At 49.7% G+C, this 19,990-nt stretch carries 11 protein-coding genes; 8 read left to right on the top strand and 3 right to left on the bottom strand.

All coding sequences use genetic code 11. The features are described 5' to 3' along the window. Positions 1 to 66: 66 nt before the first annotated feature. From KJS94_RS01020 to KJS94_RS00985, 8 genes are all read left to right on the top strand, one after another. On the top strand, positions 67 to 1,983 hold the full coding sequence (locus KJS94_RS01020) for an OmpA family protein (protein ID WP_214446900.1): 1,917 nt from the start codon (positions 67 to 69) through the stop codon (positions 1,981 to 1,983). Between the two features lie 60 nt (positions 1,984 to 2,043). Further along, positions 2,044 to 3,147 carry a DNA-processing protein DprA gene (gene dprA / locus KJS94_RS01015; RefSeq protein WP_214446899.1) on the top strand — a complete coding sequence of 368 codons (1,104 nt, stop codon included), beginning with the start codon at positions 2,044 to 2,046 and terminating at the stop codon, positions 3,145 to 3,147. Positions 3,148 to 3,174: 27 nt separating this feature from the next. Further along, a complete protein-coding gene (gene guaB, locus KJS94_RS01010) occupies positions 3,175 to 4,677 on the top strand; it encodes an IMP dehydrogenase (RefSeq protein WP_214446898.1) in 1,503 nt (500 codons plus the stop codon). A 251-nt stretch (positions 4,678 to 4,928) separates the two neighbouring features. After that, positions 4,929 to 6,536 (top strand): apolipoprotein N-acyltransferase, encoded by a 1,608-nt coding sequence (gene lnt / locus KJS94_RS01005; protein WP_214446897.1) that lies wholly within the window; start codon positions 4,929 to 4,931, stop codon positions 6,534 to 6,536. 4 nt (positions 6,537 to 6,540) lie between these two features. Next, complete coding sequence (locus KJS94_RS01000; RefSeq protein WP_214446896.1) at positions 6,541 to 7,308, top strand: alpha/beta fold hydrolase; 768 nt, start codon at positions 6,541 to 6,543, stop codon at positions 7,306 to 7,308. A gap of 75 nt (positions 7,309 to 7,383) precedes the next feature. After that, positions 7,384 to 10,038 (top strand): PKD domain-containing protein, encoded by a 2,655-nt coding sequence (locus KJS94_RS00995; protein ID WP_214446895.1) that lies wholly within the window; start codon positions 7,384 to 7,386, stop codon positions 10,036 to 10,038. Between the two features lie 10 nt (positions 10,039 to 10,048). Further along, positions 10,049 to 10,807, top strand: a complete 759-nt coding sequence (locus KJS94_RS00990; RefSeq protein WP_214446894.1) for an SDR family NAD(P)-dependent oxidoreductase — start codon at positions 10,049 to 10,051, stop codon at positions 10,805 to 10,807. 89 nt (positions 10,808 to 10,896) lie between these two features. Beyond that, a complete protein-coding gene (locus KJS94_RS00985; RefSeq protein ID WP_214446893.1) occupies positions 10,897 to 11,379 on the top strand; it encodes a hypothetical protein in 483 nt (160 codons plus the stop codon). Between the two features lie 41 nt (positions 11,380 to 11,420). On the opposite strand, the gene KJS94_RS00980 is transcribed toward KJS94_RS00985, so the two are convergent. Genes KJS94_RS00980 through sov form a run of 3 tightly spaced genes read right to left on the bottom strand, consistent with a single transcriptional unit; the run spans position 11,421 to position 19,951 of the window. Further along, a complete protein-coding gene (locus tag KJS94_RS00980; protein WP_214446892.1) occupies positions 11,421 to 11,996 on the bottom strand; it encodes a pentapeptide repeat-containing protein in 576 nt (191 codons plus the stop codon). A 49-nt stretch (positions 11,997 to 12,045) separates the two neighbouring features. Next, a complete protein-coding gene (locus KJS94_RS00975; RefSeq protein WP_214446891.1) occupies positions 12,046 to 12,705 on the bottom strand; it encodes a DUF6624 domain-containing protein in 660 nt (219 codons plus the stop codon). A 37-nt stretch (positions 12,706 to 12,742) separates the two neighbouring features. Next, complete coding sequence (sov, locus tag KJS94_RS00970; RefSeq protein ID WP_239804240.1) at positions 12,743 to 19,951, bottom strand: T9SS outer membrane translocon Sov/SprA; 7,209 nt, start codon at positions 19,949 to 19,951, stop codon at positions 12,743 to 12,745. Between the last annotated feature and the right edge of the window lie 39 nt (positions 19,952 to 19,990).

Genomic DNA, 19,990 nt, shown 5'->3' with positions numbered 1-19,990 from the left:
TTTAATGCCCTTCCCGCTCATAATTTGGCCTATCTTTCGTTTTAGTACCAGCCAGTTGATCTGCCTATGCTAAAACATATCCTGAATTTCCTTGCAATTACCCTGTTGGCTTTCCCGGTGTTGGCCCAGGACTACGATCCCGTTAAGGTGAACAAAAAAGCCGCCCGGCTTTATGAGAACGCCCTGAATAAGGCGCAGGACGGGGATTTCAAGGAAGGGATCCGCATCCTGAAGGAAGCCGTGGGCATAGATCCCCGCTTTGCCGATGCCTACCTTTCCATCGCAGGCATGTACGGGGAACTGAAGGATTACGACAACTCCATTCTGTATTACGAGAAGGCCAAAGCTGTCGACTCCGTTTATTTTGGCGATTACAACCTGCCCTATTCCATCAACCTGGCAGGCAAAGGCAGGTTCAACGATGCCCTCCATGCCGTGAACAGCTTCCTGACCATCAATAACCTGAATGACGCTAGCATAAAGGCCGGTAATTACAGGCGGAAATGCTATCTATTTGCCCTTGAACAATCTACCCAACCCGGCATCATGAATTATTCCTTCACCCCCCAAAACCTGGGTGACAGTGTGAATAGCGATGTGTCGGAATACTATCCAGCCCTTACCATTGACAACAAGCAACTGGTCTTCACGAGGCGGGTCAATAATTTCAATGAGGATTTCTTTGGCACGCGGCTGAACGCCAATAATTGGAGCAAGGCCAAAGGACTGGAAGGCCAGATCAATTCCAACCTGAATGAGGGTGCGCAAAGCCTTTCCATTGATGGGGAATGGCTGGTTTTTACCGGTTGCAATTTCCCCGAAGGCCGCGGTAGTTGCGATCTCTATATTTCCTTCCTGACACCGGACGGCTGGAGTGAACCCGAAAACCTGGGAAGGACTATCAACACAGAATCATGGGAATCGGCACCCAGCCTATCCCCTGACAAACGCGACCTCTATTTCGCCAGTACAAGGCCCGGCGGCTATGGCGGAAGCGATATTTGGGTGAGTCACCTCCTTCCCGATGGCCGCTGGAGTGAAGCCCGGAACCTGGGCCCCGAGATCAATACCAGTGGTGATGAAAGTTGCCCTTTCATCCATGCCGATAACCAGACCCTCTATTTCACTTCCAATGGCCTGCAGGGGTATGGCGGTGATGACCTGTTCATGGTACGTAAGGGTCCTAAAAAATCCTGGAGCCTGCCCGTGAACCTGGGCTATCCCATCAACACCATCGAAAACGAAGGCAGCCTGGTCATTACCTCCGACGGCGGTACTGCCTATTATGCCAGCGACCGGGCAGATAGCCGCGGCGGACTGGATATTTACACTTTCACCATGCGCCAGGATGTGCGCCCTATCAAGACCCTCTGGGTAAAAGGAAGAGTCATGGATGAGAACACCAAAAAAGGGTTGCCTTCCGCTGTTGAACTGACCGACCTCTCCACCAGGGAAACCGTTAGTAAGGTACAAACCGATGAAACCGGTAATTACCTCATTACCCTGCCTGTTGGAAGGGATTATGCCTTCAATGTGAACCGCAAGGGCTACCTCTTCTTTTCAGAAAATTTCCCTTTGAGCAAGAAGACCCCGGATTCTACCTACAATATTGATATCCTCCTGAAGCCAATCACCCCCAATGCCATTATGGTACTGAAGAATATCTTCTTCAGCACCAATAGCACAACATTAGACAGTACCTCCATGGTTGAACTGGACAAACTGGTGCAGATGCTGCGGGAGAACCCGGGACTGAATATCCAGATCAACGGCCATACCGATAATGTAGGTAAGGCAGCCGACAACCAGAAACTCTCCAATGGCAGGGCCCAATCTGTTGTCAACTACCTCATCAGTAAAGGCATAGATGCCAAAAGACTGAGCTTCCAGGGATATGGCGCCACCCAGCCTATTGCGGATAATACAACTGAGGAAGGGAAGGCCATGAACAGGCGGACGGAAGTCAAGGTGATCAGCCAATAAGCCGTTTTTTCACCCCCTGCCAGCCATTGTCCCATCCCCTATCTTCATGCAAAAACCTGCATGGAGGAGGAATTGCTTTACCAGGTTGCCTTAACGATGGCACCTCATATCGGCAATGTACAAGCGAAGATCCTGGTCCAGCAATTCGGATCGGCCAGTGCCATCTTCAAGGTATCCATTCACCAATTGGAAAAAGTGGAAGGCATGGGAGCCACCAGGGCCCGGGCGATCAAAAGATTCCATGACTGGGATACTGCCGCTGCACAGGTTGCCAGGCTGAAAGCCTCTTCCCTAAGAACCCTGTTCCTTTCTGATGAGGACTACCCCAGGCGACTCCTCAATTGTTACGACCCGCCAACCCTATTGTACTACGAAGGCGAAGCCAGCCTCAACCAGTCGCACCACCTTGGGATCATTGGCACCAGGCACCACTCTGAATATGGAAGGCAGGCAGCCGAAAAACTGGTTGCCGACCTGCAATCCTTACAGGTAAGCATCATCAGCGGCATGGCCTACGGGATTGACGGAGTCGCCCACAGGGCTGCCCTGAAGAACGGCATGACCACTATCGGGGTATTGGCCCATGGCCTGGACACCATTTACCCACCCGAACATGCCGGGCTGGCGAGGGAGATCACCAGAAACAAAGGCGCCCTGGTCACAGAATTCCCACCCCAAACCCTGCCGGACAAGCACCATTTCCCGATCCGCAACAGGATCGTGGCAGGGCTCTGTGACGCCATTGTGGTAGTGGAAACGGGCATCAAAGGGGGAAGCATGATCACCGCAGAATTGGCCAATGGTTACAACAGGGATGTTTTTGCCTATCCCGGTCGGGCAACAGACCCCAAAAGCAGCGGCTGCAACCAGTTGATCCGGCAGAACAAAGCCATCCTCCTGAACAATGCTTCGGAATTATTGGAATGGCTGGGCTGGAACGAGAGTCCCAAATCGGCAACAAATCCCCAACGTCCCCTATTCCCGGAACTCAACCCTACCGAACAACGCCTGGTTGATCTGCTCACGGAAAAACCCGATGCGCATATCGACACCTTGAGTATGATGGCAGGTATTCCGCAAAGCGCCATGGCTGCTGCGCTTCTCTCATTGGAAATGAACAATATCATCATGAGTTTGCCCGGCAAAAGGTACAGGTTGTTGTAACTATTCCAAATTCCTTTACCTTTGCACATGGCAACAAGAAGAAGTACTACCCGCACACCCGATTTATCATCAAAATTTTTTGGAGAAGGCCTGACCTTCGATGATGTACTACTGGTTCCTGCCTTTTCGCAGGTTTTACCCCGTGAAGTAAATATCCAGACCAAGCTGACCAAAAGCATCACGCTGAACATCCCGATGCTTTCTGCAGCCATGGATACCGTAACAGAAGCCCAACTGGCCATTGCCCTGGCAAGGGAGGGTGGTATTGGCATCCTGCACAAGAACATGACCATTGAAAAGCAGGCAGAACAGGTACGTAAAGTAAAACGCTCTGAAAGCGGAATGATCATTGACCCCGTTACCCTTCATGAGGATGCCACCATTGGTGATGCCCTCAAACTCATGAAGGAAAACAAGATCGGCGGTATTCCCATTATCGACAATAAAAATAAACTGGTTGGCATCCTTACCAACCGCGACCTCCGCTTTGAGCAAAGCAAAAGCAAAAAAGTGAGCGAGGTGATGACCAGCGAAAAACTGGTTACCGCACCGGAAGGTACCGACCTCAGGAAAGCAGAAAAGATCCTCCAGCAACATAAGATCGAGAAACTCCCGGTGGTGAAAAAGGATGGCACACTGTTAGGCCTGATCACCTATCGCGATATCCTCCAGCTCCAAAGCCATCCCAATGCCAATAAGGACGGTTTCGGCCGCCTGCTGGCAGGTGCGGCGATCGGCATTACCAAAGACATGCTCGACAGGGTTGCCGCCCTCCAGCATGTAGGGGTGGATGTGATCTGCCTGGATAGCGCCCATGGCCATTCCAAAGGCGTAATGGAAGCACTCAGGAATGTTAAGAAGAACTTTAAGAAAATGCAGGTGATCGCCGGTAACGTAGGAACCGCAGCCGGTGCGAAAGCCCTTGCAGAAGCAGGAGCAGACTGTGTTAAGATAGGAATTGGCCCGGGATCCATCTGTACGACCAGGATCGTTGCCGGAGCCGGTGTACCCCAACTCACAGCTATCATGGAAGCCTATAAGGCGCTGCAGCCACTGGGTATTCCCCTGATCGCGGATGGTGGTATCCGTTATACCGGTGATATGGTGAAAGCCCTCGCTGCCGGTGCTGATTGTGTAATGATGGGTAGCGTGTTTGCAGGTGTGGAAGAAAGCCCTGGCGAGACCATCATCTACGAAGGAAGGAAGTTCAAGGAATACCGTGGCATGGGTTCAATTGGCGCCATGGCACAGGGTTCCAGCGACCGCTATTTCCAGGATGTGGAAGACGATATCAAGAAACTGGTACCCGAAGGCATTGAAGGCCGTGTTGCTTATAAAGGCTTCCTCCGCGAAGTGGTATCCCAGTTCGTTGGGGGCCTCAGGGCTGGTATGGGCTATTGTGGAGCCAAGGATATGAAGACCCTTCAGGCTAGCGCCCAGTTCATCAAGATCACCAATGCCGGTATGAAAGAGAGCCACGCCCACGATGTGGACATCACCAAGGAAGCTCCTAATTACAGCAGGAAATAATTTCCAGTACATGGACAGGCAAATGGGCAGCTACACTATAAGGCCTATATTGAAACTGACCATACCATTAATGACCAGCGGTTCTCCTCTATCGGAGAGCCGCTTTTTATTTAGCAGGTATTCCCTTGCAGACCCGGGATAATTATTAGATCGAAGGCTATAAATGGTGATAGCATTTCTTCCGAATGGCAAAATCCCAAAATCAAAATCCAGCCTCCCTGATTTCAATTATTTTTACCAAAACTATCCATTTGAAACAAGTTCATCCGGCCTGGTTGTCGCTCGCTGCTGGTTTGATACTGGCATTGGCCTGGCCTCCCCTTACACTCAACTTTATCCTTTTCCTGGCCTTTGTCCCCCTTTTCCTTTTGCTGGACAAAGGACTCTCCCGTTGGCGTTTTTTGGGATGGGTGTATCTCGCCATGCTGATCTGGAATGCCATCACCACCTGGTGGATCTGGAACTCAACCGGCCCCGGTGCTGTCGCTGCCATCATGGCCAATAGCCTGTTGATGTGCCTGCCCTGGTTGGGAGCCTATAATATCAACAAGCGGCTGGGGCATGACCTTGCCACCTGGGCCTTCATCCCGCTATGGATGACCTTCGAATACATTCACCTGAATTGGGAGCTGAGCTGGCCATGGCTGACCCTAGGCAATGCTTTTGCTACCTATCCGGAATACATCCAGTGGTATGAGTACACCGGCACCAGCGGTGGCACCCTCTGGGTATTGGTGGTAAACGTATTGCTGTACCAACAGATCAGGCCTGCCATGAATGGAGGCCAGCTGCGCTCCGGAAAGATATCCCTTCCCATCCTGCTGGCGCTTGCACTACCCCTAAGCATTTCCTTCCTCCTGCGTTCCATCGCAAAGGATGCTAAACAGGATAATAGTGCAAAGGCCACTAAGAATATCGTGATCGTACAACCGAACATTGACCCATATGCGAAATTTCAGGTTGGGTCCCAGGATGTTCAACTTTCCCGATTGATCGGCCTGAGTGAAAGGGCTATAGACACCCACACGGCACTGGTGATCTGGCCGGAAACTGCCCTTAACCTGCCCAATGGTATTGAGGAAGACAGCATCCGGAAGAACTATTTCCTAATGCCGGTATGGGCTTTCCTGAAAAAGCACCCGCAAATCAGGCTGGTAACAGGGGTAGAAGGGTTTCGTCTCTTCAATTCAGCCACCAAGACGGTCTATTCCCGCCGCATCCCGGATACCGATATCTGGTATGACAGCTACAATTCTGCCGCCCTCCTGGATTCCAACGGGATGGCTAGTTCCTATCATAAATCCAAGCTGGTTCCCGGGGTGGAAACCCTGCCCTCCTTCCTTCGTTTCATGGCCAACTGGTTTGAACAATTCGGGGGAACAACAGGTGGCTATGCCAGGCAGGACGACAGAACTGTCCTTACTGACTCCCTGCATGGCTTCAAGATTGCTCCTGCTATTTGCTATGAAAGCATTTACGGGGAATTCCTGACCGGCTTTGTGCGCAACGGAGCCAACCTCTTATGTGTCATCACCAATGATGGCTGGTGGGGCAATACAGCGGGACATAAACAACACCTTGCCTATGCAAGGCTTAGGGCCATTGAGACAAGGAGGTGGGTGGTCAGGAGTGCCAATACAGGGATTAGTGCAGTGATTGACCCTACCGGGAAAATAGTTGACTCCAAAGGATGGGATGAGGCTGCTGTTTTGAAACATGATGTCCCCCAAAAGGAGGAGCTTACTGTGTATGTGCGCTTTGGCGATATCCTCTCAAAATTGATGGTCTCAATGGCCATTCTAATCCTGGCTTTCAGTACATACCGGTGGTGGACTGGAAGGAAGCAAAACAAACCATAAGAACATGATGCATTACAGAAGAGTAGGAACGGGTAAACTGGTGGTGGTATTACTGCATGGCTTCGGGGAAGACAGCAGGATATGGAAACACCAGGAAAACTTTCTCCGGGATAAGTTCACCCTGATCATCCCTGACCTGCCGGGTTGTGGCAAAAGTGGGCATGAGGCTGACCTGGGAATGGAGAACCTTGCACATGGTATTGATAAGATACTCCGAAAAGAAAACGTTGAAAAGGCAGCTATGATAGGCCATTCCATGGGTGGCTATATTGCTTTAGCCTTCGCTGCGTTATTCCCTGCCAAACTTTCTGGCCTCGGCCTCTTCCACTCAACAGCCTTTGCAGATTCAGCGGCCAAAAAGGAAGCAAGGCAAAAAAGCATTGCTTTCATCAGGGAACATGGAAACAAACTATTCCTGGAAACAACGACACCCAACCTTTTCGCCGAATCGAACAGGCCTGCACTCCAGCACCTGATCGCTGAAATTGTAACAGACAATAGCTCAATATCACCAGAAACCCTGATCGGTTACTATGAAGCCATGATGGCCCGTCCCGACAGGACTGCCATTCTCCGGAACAATTCCCTGCCGGTTCTTTTCGTTGTAGGAAAATACGACATCGCCGTGCCGTTTAGCGACAGTATGCAGCAGGTGTATCTTCCCGATTTATCGTATATTCATGTGCTGGAAAATTCCGGCCACATGGGAATGCTGGAGGAAACTGACAAGAGCAACCAGGCGTTGGAAAAATTCCTGGATGACCTTTCATAAAAGACCAGTTATCGATCACCCGGTATTTTATCACAGGCTTATGTAATCCGGCGGCGTCGCTATAATCACAATCGAATGAAAACACTTGGCATATTCCTTCTTGCCTTGCTTACCTTTTGCTTACCCGCATCAGCTGCCCATATCCGTGGCGGTGAATTGTCGTACAAATACCTTGGACCGGGAAGCACTGCCAGCTCATCACGGTACCAGATCACATTGAAATTATACATCGACTGCAGGGCCAACAGTCCGGGCCAGTTGGATGAGTTCGTCAACTTTACTGTTTACAACAAGGCAAATAACCAGATCGCGGTCCCGGCCATCAACGCCAACCGGACCATTGATGAATTCATCAATTATGATCCCAATTCCAACCCTTGTATCACCAATCCCCCGACAGATATCTGCTATCGCCTGAGGTATTATTCCACTACTATTGAACTTCCCAATTCCACTGCAGGTTACCTCGTTTCTTTCCAACGCTGTTGCAGGATAGCAGGCATCCAGAACATGAGCGGTAATAGTGGTAATGTGGGCGCAACCTATTCCTGCGATATTCCCGGCACCAACGTTTTGGCAGAAGCATATAAGAACTCCAGTCCTTCTTTCATCGCTTCCGATGCGGTGGCCGTTTGTGCAGGTTCACCCTTCACCTTCGACTTTTCCGCACGTGATACCGAGGATGGGGATTCCCTTTCTTATTCCCTGTGCAATGCCTATTTGGGCGGTGGCACAGAAGCCGGCACCTGCTTCGATTGTACTTCTCCCTCCCCCACTTCTCCCCCGCCTTATACCTCCGTTGGGTATACTGCAGGATTTAACGGCGGACAGCCGCTGGGTTCCAGGGCTAGCATCGACTCCAAGACAGGGTTGATCTCCGGCATTGCCCCCAACGGGGTTGGACAATATGTGGTGACTGCCTGCGTGAATGAATACCGGCAAGGTAAACTGATTAATGTACACAGGAAGGATATCCATATTTCAGTGTCCAATTGCCAGCCACTCAAGGCCCTGTTGGATCCCAACTATAGCTTCTGTGATGATTTCCTGGTAACCCTTCAGAACGGTCAGGTCAATCCATCCGGTTCCCAATACATTTGGCAATACGGCGACGGGTCAAAGGCCGACACAACCACTGTTGCCCTGGGCACTGTACAACACCAATATGCGGATACCGGAACTTACAAGGTTTCGCTAAAGGTGATCCTCGCCGGCGGGCAATGCCAGGATTCAACCACCACGCTGATCAAGGTTTACCCTGGATTCTTCCCTGGCTTTGAAGTGATCGGCTCCTGCCTGCTGACGCCCTTTACATTCCGCGATACTACCAGGTCCCGTTATGGCGTTGCAAGCAAATGGACCTGGGACTTTGGTGATGAAACCACCAATACCGATATCTCTATTCAACGTAACCCAACCTGGAAATTCAATTCACTTGGGATAAAGCAGGCAAGGTTGATCGTTGAAAGCAGCTTTGGCTGCAGGGATACCGTGTTCCGCGACTTCGAGGTGCGCGACAAGCCCAACCTGAACCTCGCTTTCAAGGATACCCTGATCTGCAGTATTGATACCCTGCAACTCAATGCCAGTGCACCAGGTACCCTGAACCCGATCTTTTCATGGTCGCCCAACCTGAATATCCTGAACCGGAATACCCCTAACCCGCTGGTATACCCGAAAACTACAACCAGGTACGTAGTGCAGCTGGATGATAACGGTTGTGCCAATTCCGATTCTGTATTGGTAAGGGTGGTAGACAGGGTTACATTGCGGGCAAGTGCTGACACCACGATCTGCCTGACGGACGAGATCCAACTGAATGCCGCAGGCGATGGGCTACGCTACCAATGGACACCTGCCGCAACACTGGATAATCCTAATACCAGGAACCCCCTGGCCAGGCCTACTGCCACAACAACCTATACCGTTGAAGCCAGCATTGGCAAGTGTACAGCAAGGGACAATGTGGTGGTCACTACCATTCCTTATCCATTCGCCAATGCAGGTCCGGATATTACCATTTGTTATGATGACACTACCCAACTGAATGCCACCATAATCGGGTCATCCTTCAGTTGGACACCAAGCTCCACACTTATCAACCCCGAAACACTTACCCCACTGGCAAGGCCGAGGAGGACAACTCAATATGTACTTTCCGTGCTGGACAACCTGGGTTGCCCTAAACCCGGCAGGGATACTGTTCTGGTGACCGTACGCCAGCCCATCAGGGCATTTGCAGGCAACGACACCTCAGTGGTGATCGGCCAGCCATTGCAGCTGAATGGTTCAGGTGCAGAGCTTTTCCTTTGGACGCCTTCCACAGGACTTAATTTTAACAACATTGCCAATCCTGTGGCCAACCTCACCCAGAACCAAACTTATATCATGACGGCCTTTACGCCGGAGGGATGCCTTGGCGTAGACACTATAAATATCAAGGTATTCAGGACCAACCCTGACATCTTTGTCCCCAACGCCTTCACCCCAGGCAAGTCAACCAATACTGTCTTCAGACCTATTCCTGTAGGGATCTCCCAACTGGAATATTTCAGGGTATACAACAGGTGGGGACAACTGGTATTCAGCAGTAGTGAAGCCACAAAAGGATGGGATGGAAAGGTCGGCGGACAGGACCAGGCCACTGGCACTTATGTATGGATGGTACAGGGTAAAGATTTCACAGGTAAGACCATCTTTAAAAAAGGAACTGTAGTTTTGATCCGCTAAAGCATCAGTAATGGCTAAGACTATCTTGATCACCGGAGCAACAGCCGGTTTTGGCAGGGCAACTGCAGAAAAATTCGCATCCAATGGTTGGGACCTGATCATTACAGGCAGGAGAAAGGACAGGCTGGACGAGCTTCAACAATCACTGGTCAACAGGTATGGGGTACGCTGCCTGGCCCTTCATTTCGATGTAAGGAATAAGGAATCAGTATTCGAAACTTTCCATCACCTGCCCGAAGACTGGCAAAAGATCGACATCCTTGTAAATAATGCAGGACTGGCACTGGGAAGGGATTATTTTGACGAAGCAGACCTCGATGATTGGGAAACCATGATCGATACCAACCTCAAAGGCTTATTGTATGTAAGCAAGGCGATCCTGCCCTATTTCATCAAGAGGGGAAAGGGACATATCATCAATATCGGCTCAACGGCAGGAAAGGAAGTGTATGAAAAAGGGAATGTGTATTGTGCCTCCAAACATGCGGTTGATGCCATATCTAAGGCCATGAGGATTGATCTTTTGCGCCACAAGGTGAAAGTAACCGCCATCCATCCTGGGGCAGCGGAAACAGAATTCTCCCTTGTCCGTTTTAAGGGTGACAATGATAAGGCCAGCCAGGTCTATGCCGGTTACGAAGCACTTACCGCGGAAGATATTGCCGACACAGTTTGGTACACCGGTAACCTTCCGGAACATGTTTGCATCAATGACCTGGTGATCACCTGTACAGCGCAAGCCAACTCTTTCCATACCTATAAAGGGTAAGGAACATTTTTATAGAAAGGCGTTAGTTAGCCGTTACCGAAACGAACAGTGGTAATGACAGACTAACGCTTTTGTTTTAACATCAGCATATGGGAGATCAAATGGGGAAAGGACTTTTGCTGACACTATACATGGCAATTTCGGCATTGACCGGTATCTGCCAGGATAATGTAGTGGAACTCAAGCCTTGTGACGCATCTGCCTACCGGCAACAGATCGATAGCATCAAAATATTCTATGCAAAGAATGGATTCACTTTACTGAGACAAGATTCCGCATTGATGGAAAGCGGTTATGAAACCCCCATCATGGCACCCATGCAGGCAAGGGGTTGGTATGCATTCGTATTCATTGGCGACCCGGAAGCATTCCCTTCAGAGATCAGGATGTACAACCTGAGCGGCGCAAGGGAAGAAGCGATAAACAGGCCCAGGGGAAGCAAGGGTCCCAATATCCTAAGGTTCACATTCGAGCCACTGACCACTGACTATTACCTGATCAAACCCGTACAGGTAAATAAAAAAAAGAAGCTGCTCTGCGGATACTTCATGCTATTCAAAAGAACGAATTGATCACTACTTTTTCTTCATTTGGAATGGACTATTCAACTGGTTCAGGGTTTTACCTCGATACCATACTTATCCAATAGCCCCGGCAGTCCTGAAAGGGAGAAGATCGCCTTTTTAATTTTGTTCCTGTCCGGGTCAAGGCTGTAACCAATTGAGGTCCGGAAATCCACTTTTTCAAGGATGGTCTGTTCGAACTTTGCTCCTTTAAGGTCGCATTGTTCAAATACGGAGCCCTGGAGATCGGCCTCGGTGAAATCAACTTCATGCAGGAGGCAATGTGAAAACCTTGTTTTCCTGAGTATCCTTTTGAAAAAGGAGGAATAGTTCAACAGGCAATGGTCAAAGGCCACCACGAAAACAAACTCGTTAACATTCTCAAAACTTATCCCTTGCATTTTACAACCCTTAAATACCACATCATTAAAGGCCGTATTATTGAGCTTGGCCATACTGAGGTCGCAGTCCCTGAATTCACAGTCAGTGAAACGGAAATACCCGAAGTCGATGCCCGCAAACTGGCAATCAACAAAAGAACAGCCCTCATATTCTCCCTTGACAAGGGATTTCCCCGGTAGCACCAGCCCTTCAAACTTTTCATCTTCAAAATAATTACTACTCATTAGGTCATGCTTAGTTTTATAAAACAGGCCAAGCCTCTTCAGGATAATTTCATTCCTTGATCTCCGGGTGTAACAACAATATCCCTGGCAGCTCTTCCATATACTTCTCTACATTCCATTCCAGTTTCCAGGTGGCGAGGTATTCAGCCATCGGGGGAAGTCCAACCGCCCTTCGCCTAAGGTCGAGGTATTTGGGATCCATCATCGGCAAAACATAATACTGATTGGTCTTCATATTCAATGCCACCTGTGTGCCATATACCTGCCTTTTCCCATGGTACAACAGCACCCTGTCTTCCAGCATGGCCATCTGGGAAGGCTTTGCTTTTCTTTCCCTTACAGCCTTTTGCAATAAGGGCAAATACTTCTCCTGTACGTCCACCTTTGCATGCTGGATCACCAGGAAAAGGGCAAGGCTTCCATTCTCACCGACCTCATTGGGGCCCAGCCATCCATATTGGTCAAGCACCGAAGACACCACCTTTATATTGACAGAGTCGGCCATCTCCATATTATTCAGCAGTTGGCTCAACTCCTTTGATCCCCATCCATAGAGGGATACATATGACTCCAGTTGGGAACGATATTGCTGGTCATAATAGTAAACCGTATCCAGCGTATTCCTGACACTATCAGGAATTCCTCCCTGCTGGCCAAAACCGGTCTGCGTCAGGAATAAGATAAAAAGCCATAGCAATACCCTTTTCATAACGATGCTTTTTATACTGAAGCCAGATCCCCCACACTTACTGCGCCAGGCTTACCCTGATCTGCAACCCGGCCCTGGTAGTGGTTACCGGCGCAGAGGTAGATATCTTTGGTATGGTCCTGCGTTGGTCAAAGAACAGGCGGACATTGATCCGGTTGTTCAGGACATAATCAATGGAGGGAGATATGGTCACTACCTTTTGCCCGGCTGTTGGCAATGCTGCTTCCTGGTCCAGGCGACTATTGGCTGTTGCATCATCCCTTAAGCTAAGATCGAGTCGGAGGTTCATGTCATTGGACAATTGCTTACTGGATTCCTTCATGCCAGGCAGTTTCACTTTGAAGGGAAGGTTTACCCCACGCTTCCGCCAACCTACTCCAATGGTAAACTCTTCAGACCTCGCTTCACTCAACTGGAAATCGATCAGGCTCAAACTCAGCTGTCGGCTCTTTTTGTATTCAAACCTGGCCGTAAGCTGGTTGGTAAACTGCATATCGATATCAATGAATGGCGCAAATGCTTCGGATATACTGATATTGGGAACCAGGAAATAAGGATAGAAGTTACCAGTTGCCGTATCAATGAATCCCGGCATATTCAAACTCAATGGATCCTGGAACAACAAGTTGTTATTAAAGCTATTCATGCTCAAGTTGCTCGTATAGGCATGGGTCAGGGTGAAACTTGTAAAGGTCTTCTCCATGCCCGGTATCCTGGTCAATCCAGTATAGGTTACCCGCCAGTTGGGTTTGGGTAGGATATTCCTGAATGGGTTACTCTTGATATTGCCATTCTCCTGCTCGATCACCGGCACAGACCTGGGATCCTTATTGGTATAGGCCGCAATAAAGGAGGGGATCAACACATCCTGTGCATAACGGCTATAACCGGTGTAAAAACCATCCGACAGGAATTTCTCATTATCAGGCAGTGCCTGCCAGTAAGGGTTGCTCTCTGCCAGTCGCTGTGAAAGGATGATCCTGTTTGACTCAAAACGTTTAAAGGTCTCCGTTATCTCATTAGGTCTGAACTTCGTAAACAGGGTCTGGAAGGAAACATAGGTCACATTGAAACTACCTGCCACATAAGGACTTAACCTGGCAAAGCTTCCATTACCAATCGTGTCCTTATACAGTTCAGAATAATTCTTTCCAAATGACTTGTCGAGGTTAATGTCAATGACAAGGTCGCGCAGGGGAATCAACTGGGCCGAAATATTGAGCCTCTGGTTGAAGTCCTGACGGTTCAGGTTGTTCAGCAAGGGATCCTTGGTAATGAAACCCCTCTCCGCAAAATTGTTGATATAGGCTGTATCCGGCTGCTTACCGAATACAAATCCCCAACCCGGGGCATTGGAAGTAGGATTCATGCCGAGGAACTTTGCACTATCCAGGTAACCGGCCAGCGAGGTATTGCCAATTTCAGAATACTGGACACTTACCCTCTTTACTGAGGTAAGGATCCTTCCCACCACTTTTACGAAAGTATTGAGCTCAGGTAATTCGTTGGGGTCCTTCTTCACTTTTTCCTTCTTTTCCTTCTTATCCTGTTTACCCTTCTTTGCAGTGGTATCGGCAGCTGCCTTCTTCTCCTTCTGCCTTGGTTGAGCTGGTGCTGCATCCCAATCGAGCGCACGAAGGAATCTCGACTTACTATATAAACGGGTAAAGTCAAACTCAGCGGTGGCATTCTTTTCCTGGCCGTTGCCAATGAAATTACCAAGGCTCCTGGCAAATGGATCCAATGATGCAGCGATATAATTATACCTGCCGATATAACCCAACCTGGCAGTGGTCCAGTCTAGCGCCGGAACTTTGGCCGTTGGCAAGGTATAGGTGATGTTGGCACTATGCTCATAAGTTGTGGTCCTACCCCCGCGCCAGAATCGATTCCACATCTCCCTCCTTCCGTCCTTGGTTAACCTGCCTGAATCCTCATCCACCCTTGCCCTGTTCACCGCAGTGAAATCAATATTCAGGGAACGGGTCAGGTCCCAACGCATATTGTAATAGCGGTCAAAGGTGAAGTACTTGTCGTAGGTTTCCGGGATGATGCCCTTGGGCCCACCGACATTCCTCGGTCGGATGGCTCCAAACTGGCGGTTGACATCAGCCCTGAAGCTCAGTAAGGATGGTGCATAGTTAAGGTTGAAATCCTTCACCAGGTCCAACCATTTCGATTTGGACTTTACAGATTTCTTGAAAGGTTCCCAGTACTTAGGAGTGCCTGTGAAATTGTACCCAAGCCCTGCCCTGTGCCTGATAAGTTCTTCCGCTTCTACCAGCGGGCTGAATCGCTCCGTCTTGGTATAAGAATAACTGACATCGAAGTTTTCAATACTGTAGACCTTCTGCTTCTTACCTGTTGTGTTCACCTTGCGCACATTGGTGAAGTTTATTGTTTTGGTCGTGGCCATGTCCACAGACTCCTTACGGATGGAATCACGGGTGGCCCCACCAGTCGCATTAAGCTTATCCTTCAGCTTTACATCAAGGTCATAAGGGTCATATTCAGGTGTCAGTACAGTTTGGGAATAGCCTGCGTAGACCGGAATAGAAACCCCTGCCTTGGCAGGCAACAGCTTACCCAGTTCCAGGTTGGTAGCCACATCAAACTGGGTGAAATCCTCCCTCGCCCTTTCATTTACCCTTTGCTCCAGGTTACCAAAACCAATACTGCGGGCGGCGCCACTCAAACTCAGGGTACCCAGGTCTGCCAGTTTAAAATCCACCCTTCCTGTTGCCGCCCAGCCACCGTTCTCATCCAATTGCGACAACCTCAGTTCGTTGAACCAAGCTTCTGTGCAGGCAGACTGCTGGTTATTGTTGACCACCCCGATGAACATACCCCTCACCTCTCCCAGGTTGGGGTTACCAAAGATGGCATAACTCCTGCCATCCGCATCGGTTTCCTTATAGTATAAATTCGGTTGTCCATTATTGTTACGCCTGATCTTCAGGTCGATCAAACGTTGCAGCTCAAGATTCAATTCATTTTCCAGGGGCCAGACCTTGAAATCCTCAGTGGGCGGGTATTGCCCAAATGGGGTGATGCTTAGGGGTATCCTGATTTCATAATAGTTACCGACGAAATCATTTCCTATCCTGATGACAGCGGACAGGTCCCCCTGTTGCAATTGCGGCCTTCCCTGAACATTCTCTGCATGCACAAACATCTGCAGTTTTCCGTACTGGCGAAGGTCCAGGTTCATGGTCTTGAACACCCCGCGCGCCTCCCCTTTCCTAAGGTCGCAGATCTGCATACTCAATGACTGTTCATTCTGCAGGATGTTCACGTTGTTATTGCTCAGCTGCTGTACCCGCTGGATACCGGGTGGGATCAGGTAGTTGATCGGCTGGCGGTTGCTGTTCTCTTCAACGTTCACCGCAAGCACATTAAAGGTAGTGGTGGTATTCTCTGGCAGCGGCTTGTAGGTTCCCGTTGTATCTACCTCAAATGAAAAACGACGCCACTGGTTACGCACCAGTTCAAACTTCGCGAAGCGGCAGATGATCGAATCCTCAAAACCGGTCATGAACATCCTGATGAAACGAATGGATTTGAAGTCTGGGATATTGCCCACTTTTTGCTGGTATTCCTGGATGGGAATACGGAACAGGTACCATTTCTGGTAAACCCCGTCTGCAGTAAACTCCCTTTGGTCTGTGATATAATTATTACCTACCACCAGGTCCTGTGGGCGCAGGTCCACCTTATACTGGAAATATTCTTCCAACTCATTCAGTGTATTGTCCCTGTTAAGGTCTTCCTGGTCGGGATATAAAGTAAAAGCTGTTGTGGTAGTGGCATTGGGATCAGCAATAGGCGAATTGCCATGCGGGTTATTGATCGCCTTATAACGGGCAAGGATATCCGCCCTTGCGTTATCATAGGCCTGGTCGCGGTAATTCCTGAAATTATCCCCGGCAGGGTCATTTAATGCCGCCTGGTAAATGGGTGAGTTGGTTCCAAAACTTGCCGCCAGCTGGTTGAGGTAGGCCCCGAATTTCCTGCGCTCTGCTTCATCATCCAGTCCATCAAATCCTACATCCTGGAATGGGCGGTCATTGGGATCATTACTGAACGCCGTGGTAACCTGAATGGGGTTAAGCGGTACCCTTCCCCAGTTGGTGGAAGAATCTACCCCTGCCTGGATGGTTGGGGTGGGCAACCCGTTCTCGAAGAATCTCCGGCCATCACGCAAGACATCTTCAGAAATATTACCCAGGTTAAAATAAAGCTGGCCACCGTTGCTATTGGGTTGAACCAGGAAAGGGTCCTGCAACCAGAATTCAATGAACTCAACATTGCCTGTCTCAAAATCAACCTGGTCCAGTCCGCGCATAATGCCCCCCCATCGCTGGGATGGGTTATTGAGTTTACCATTGGCATTCACACTACCGGGCCTGGTATCGAAATTGTAAGGTCCCCTTTCGGCAGGGTAATAGGCCAGGTCAAAAGTGATCAACTGGGCTGTACCATAATCCGGCGTTTTGGCCGGGAATATCTGTTGTTGCAGGATGGCTTTGATCCTGGGATCACTATAGTCCTGGTAACCTGAAACCGGGTTATTCGGCGCCCTCTTGTCCTGCAGGTTTGGTTCAATATTATACCAGGCGATCTTGGCCCTGTTGTAGCCGTATGGTAATGAATCATTCAGTCCGCCTTCAGGGAAAAGTCCATTACCCTGCGGGGTAGAAGCCAGGCTCCAGCTTACCAGCGGGAACCGGAGGTCGATACTGTTACGGGTGCCTTCAAAATCATCCACATATATAAGGCCACTTTCCCCCTTTCCGATCTGCGGTGGGTGGCCGGGCTTCAGGAGCGCGGCCTCACCATAGGCGGTAATGGTACTCATCTCATTTGTGGTATAGAAAGGTAGCTTATCCAACCATCGTGTCAGCTTGGGGAATTCTGAACGGTAGCTAAGGTCCACGCCATACATCGTATTGCGAATGGGATCCTCATTATAATTCATCTTGGTAAAGAAGGGGCGTTCGCCCAGTCGGACCACTTGTCCACCGATCGTAAAGGATTCCCTTGCGGTATTCCGTATCTGGTAATCCCATCGCAAGCCCATATAGTTGCGTTGCTGGATCCCGAAATTCGCATTGTTCTCATACTGCACATTCACCGGGATACCGGCATTCAGGATGGCCTGGTTGATGATCCGGACGGTTCCCAGGTTATAGTCCACCAAAAAGTCGATCCCTTCCACCAGACTGCGGCCACCTGCCGATACTGTAACGGATCCCTGTGGCACGTTAAATGCCCCCAGCGATATTTCCGAGGTAGCGGTTCCCTTTGCCGAACCGCTGATGATATAACGGTCCAGGTTAGCGTAGGTCTTGGCTATTTCCTTGATGGTATCATACAATGGCAGGAAAACATACTTATCCTTGATATCCTGAGCCACGCCCTGGAATGCGATACTATCTATATCTCGCCCGAAAGGTTCCAGCAAGGGGAAGATGATCCTGGCCTGGTTGGATATTACCGTGAAGCCTTCTATATAGTCAAATACACCATCCGGTTGCGGGTCCCGGTTATTGTTCAATCGGTCCAGGTTGAGCACCGAGATCAGTGGGAAACCACTCTTGTTTCCTTCAGGCAGGTAACGCTTGGCACCAAGACTAGGCTCTTCATAAAGGATATTCAGTTTGAAGTCAGTTGGCTGCACACTGGAAATGAATCCGCCGTCCCTGGTCCGGAGGGCATAAACGTTCTTCATCATCAGGTTCCAGATGGGCAGCGCCGTTCTCTGGGAGGTAGCCTTTAATAATTTCAGGAAAAGAACTTTTGGGTTTCCCGCAATTATGGCGGTGGTATCCGGTGGCACATCCTGTGAAAATTCACCCACCTGGTACACCTTTCCATTATAGCTATACTGAAAGGCAATACCCAACACCTCATCGGGCTGCAGTGGTTGGTTCAGGGAAAGGAATCCTACCTGTGGATTAAAATAATATTCATTGGGGCCCAGTTTCCTGGCGAAGGTCTTTTCAAAATCCTGCACCGGTTGCAGGCCCATGGAAGTGAGTTTGCTGGTAACGGTCGATGACCCTCGGCTACGAGGGTCATTGAGCAGGGTTTGGTAGAGGCCATTTGCGTTGTTCGACGGAAGGCTATCTGCACCCGGGGTCTGGGGATAGTTATAGGGAACCCTTTCCCCAAGGTCGGCCAGGGCCACGATATCACGGGTTTCGGTGGTTGTACCATTGCGATTGGTCACCCAAACTTCCACCCGAAGGATATTGGCCAGTGAACGAACGGCAGGTAAACTGCTCATTGCCTGGTTATAATTCTTCCTGAAAAACTGGGCCATCAGGAAGTGGCGGTTCTCTTCGTAATCATTGGCCTTGAACTCAAACTGGGAGTTGGCAGCACCACCAACCAATCCAAGGGATTGGCGCTGCGCCCTTTGGTTCGCCAGTACGGCGGTCACAAATAATTTCCCGAACTGCAGGGTGGTCTTCACCCCGAATAAGGATTGGGCACCCGGCATCAGCGAGCCTTTGGTAGAAAAGTTGACATTACCGGCCTCCACCCGCTTGATGATCTCATCAGCCCCACCAGTATAATCCAGTTTGATCTGGTTCTCAAAATCAAAATTCGCCAGGGTATTGTAACTGATCGGCAGCTTCAACTTATTTCCCACATTACCGATCACGCTCAGGTTGGCGTTCATATCAAAATCGAAGCCCCCGTTCTTCCTTGCCCTTTCGGGAAGGGTGGGGTTCTTGATATTCTGCCCCTGGTAACCCATGATGATGTCCACATTGCCCTGCGGCCTGATATCCACCTTCCCGTTCCCAAAGATCCGGTTGAAAAGGTTATCGGATACGGTAAGCTTTGGCCGGAGGTTCTTGCGGTTAAGGTTACTGGTAACATCTGCCCTATTGCGGAAATAAGCTTCTTCCTGTTCTTTGGCCTTGAACCTGAGGTATTCCTCGAAGGTCATATAGGTGGGAGTGCGGTAATATTTATCCCCGATCTTTTCAATAATGAAGTACTCCCTGGTAACGGGGTCATATTCAACAGTCCGCTTCAGATTGGAGGGATCCTTCAGGTCGAAGGGGTTGCGGTTGCGGTTAGTAACAGGATCAGCCCTCCGGTCAGAAATCGGGAACCTGAGGGTATCCTTTCCCTGGGAGCGGGTCGTATCCTGCCATACACCGGCCATTGATCCGGGCAAACCCGTGCCAATTGCCAGCATCATCAATAATGCTAACCTGAATATTTTCATGTAATGGAAGCCCAAGTCTATTTCCCAGGTAATTAGTTA

Origin of the sequence: Flavihumibacter rivuli, from assembly GCF_018595685.2 — a bacterium.
Taxonomy (GTDB): Bacteria; Bacteroidota; Bacteroidia; order Chitinophagales; family Chitinophagaceae; genus Flavihumibacter; species Flavihumibacter rivuli.
Note: the sequence above shows the minus strand (reverse complement) of the source record. Positions and strands in the feature narration are given on the sequence as shown.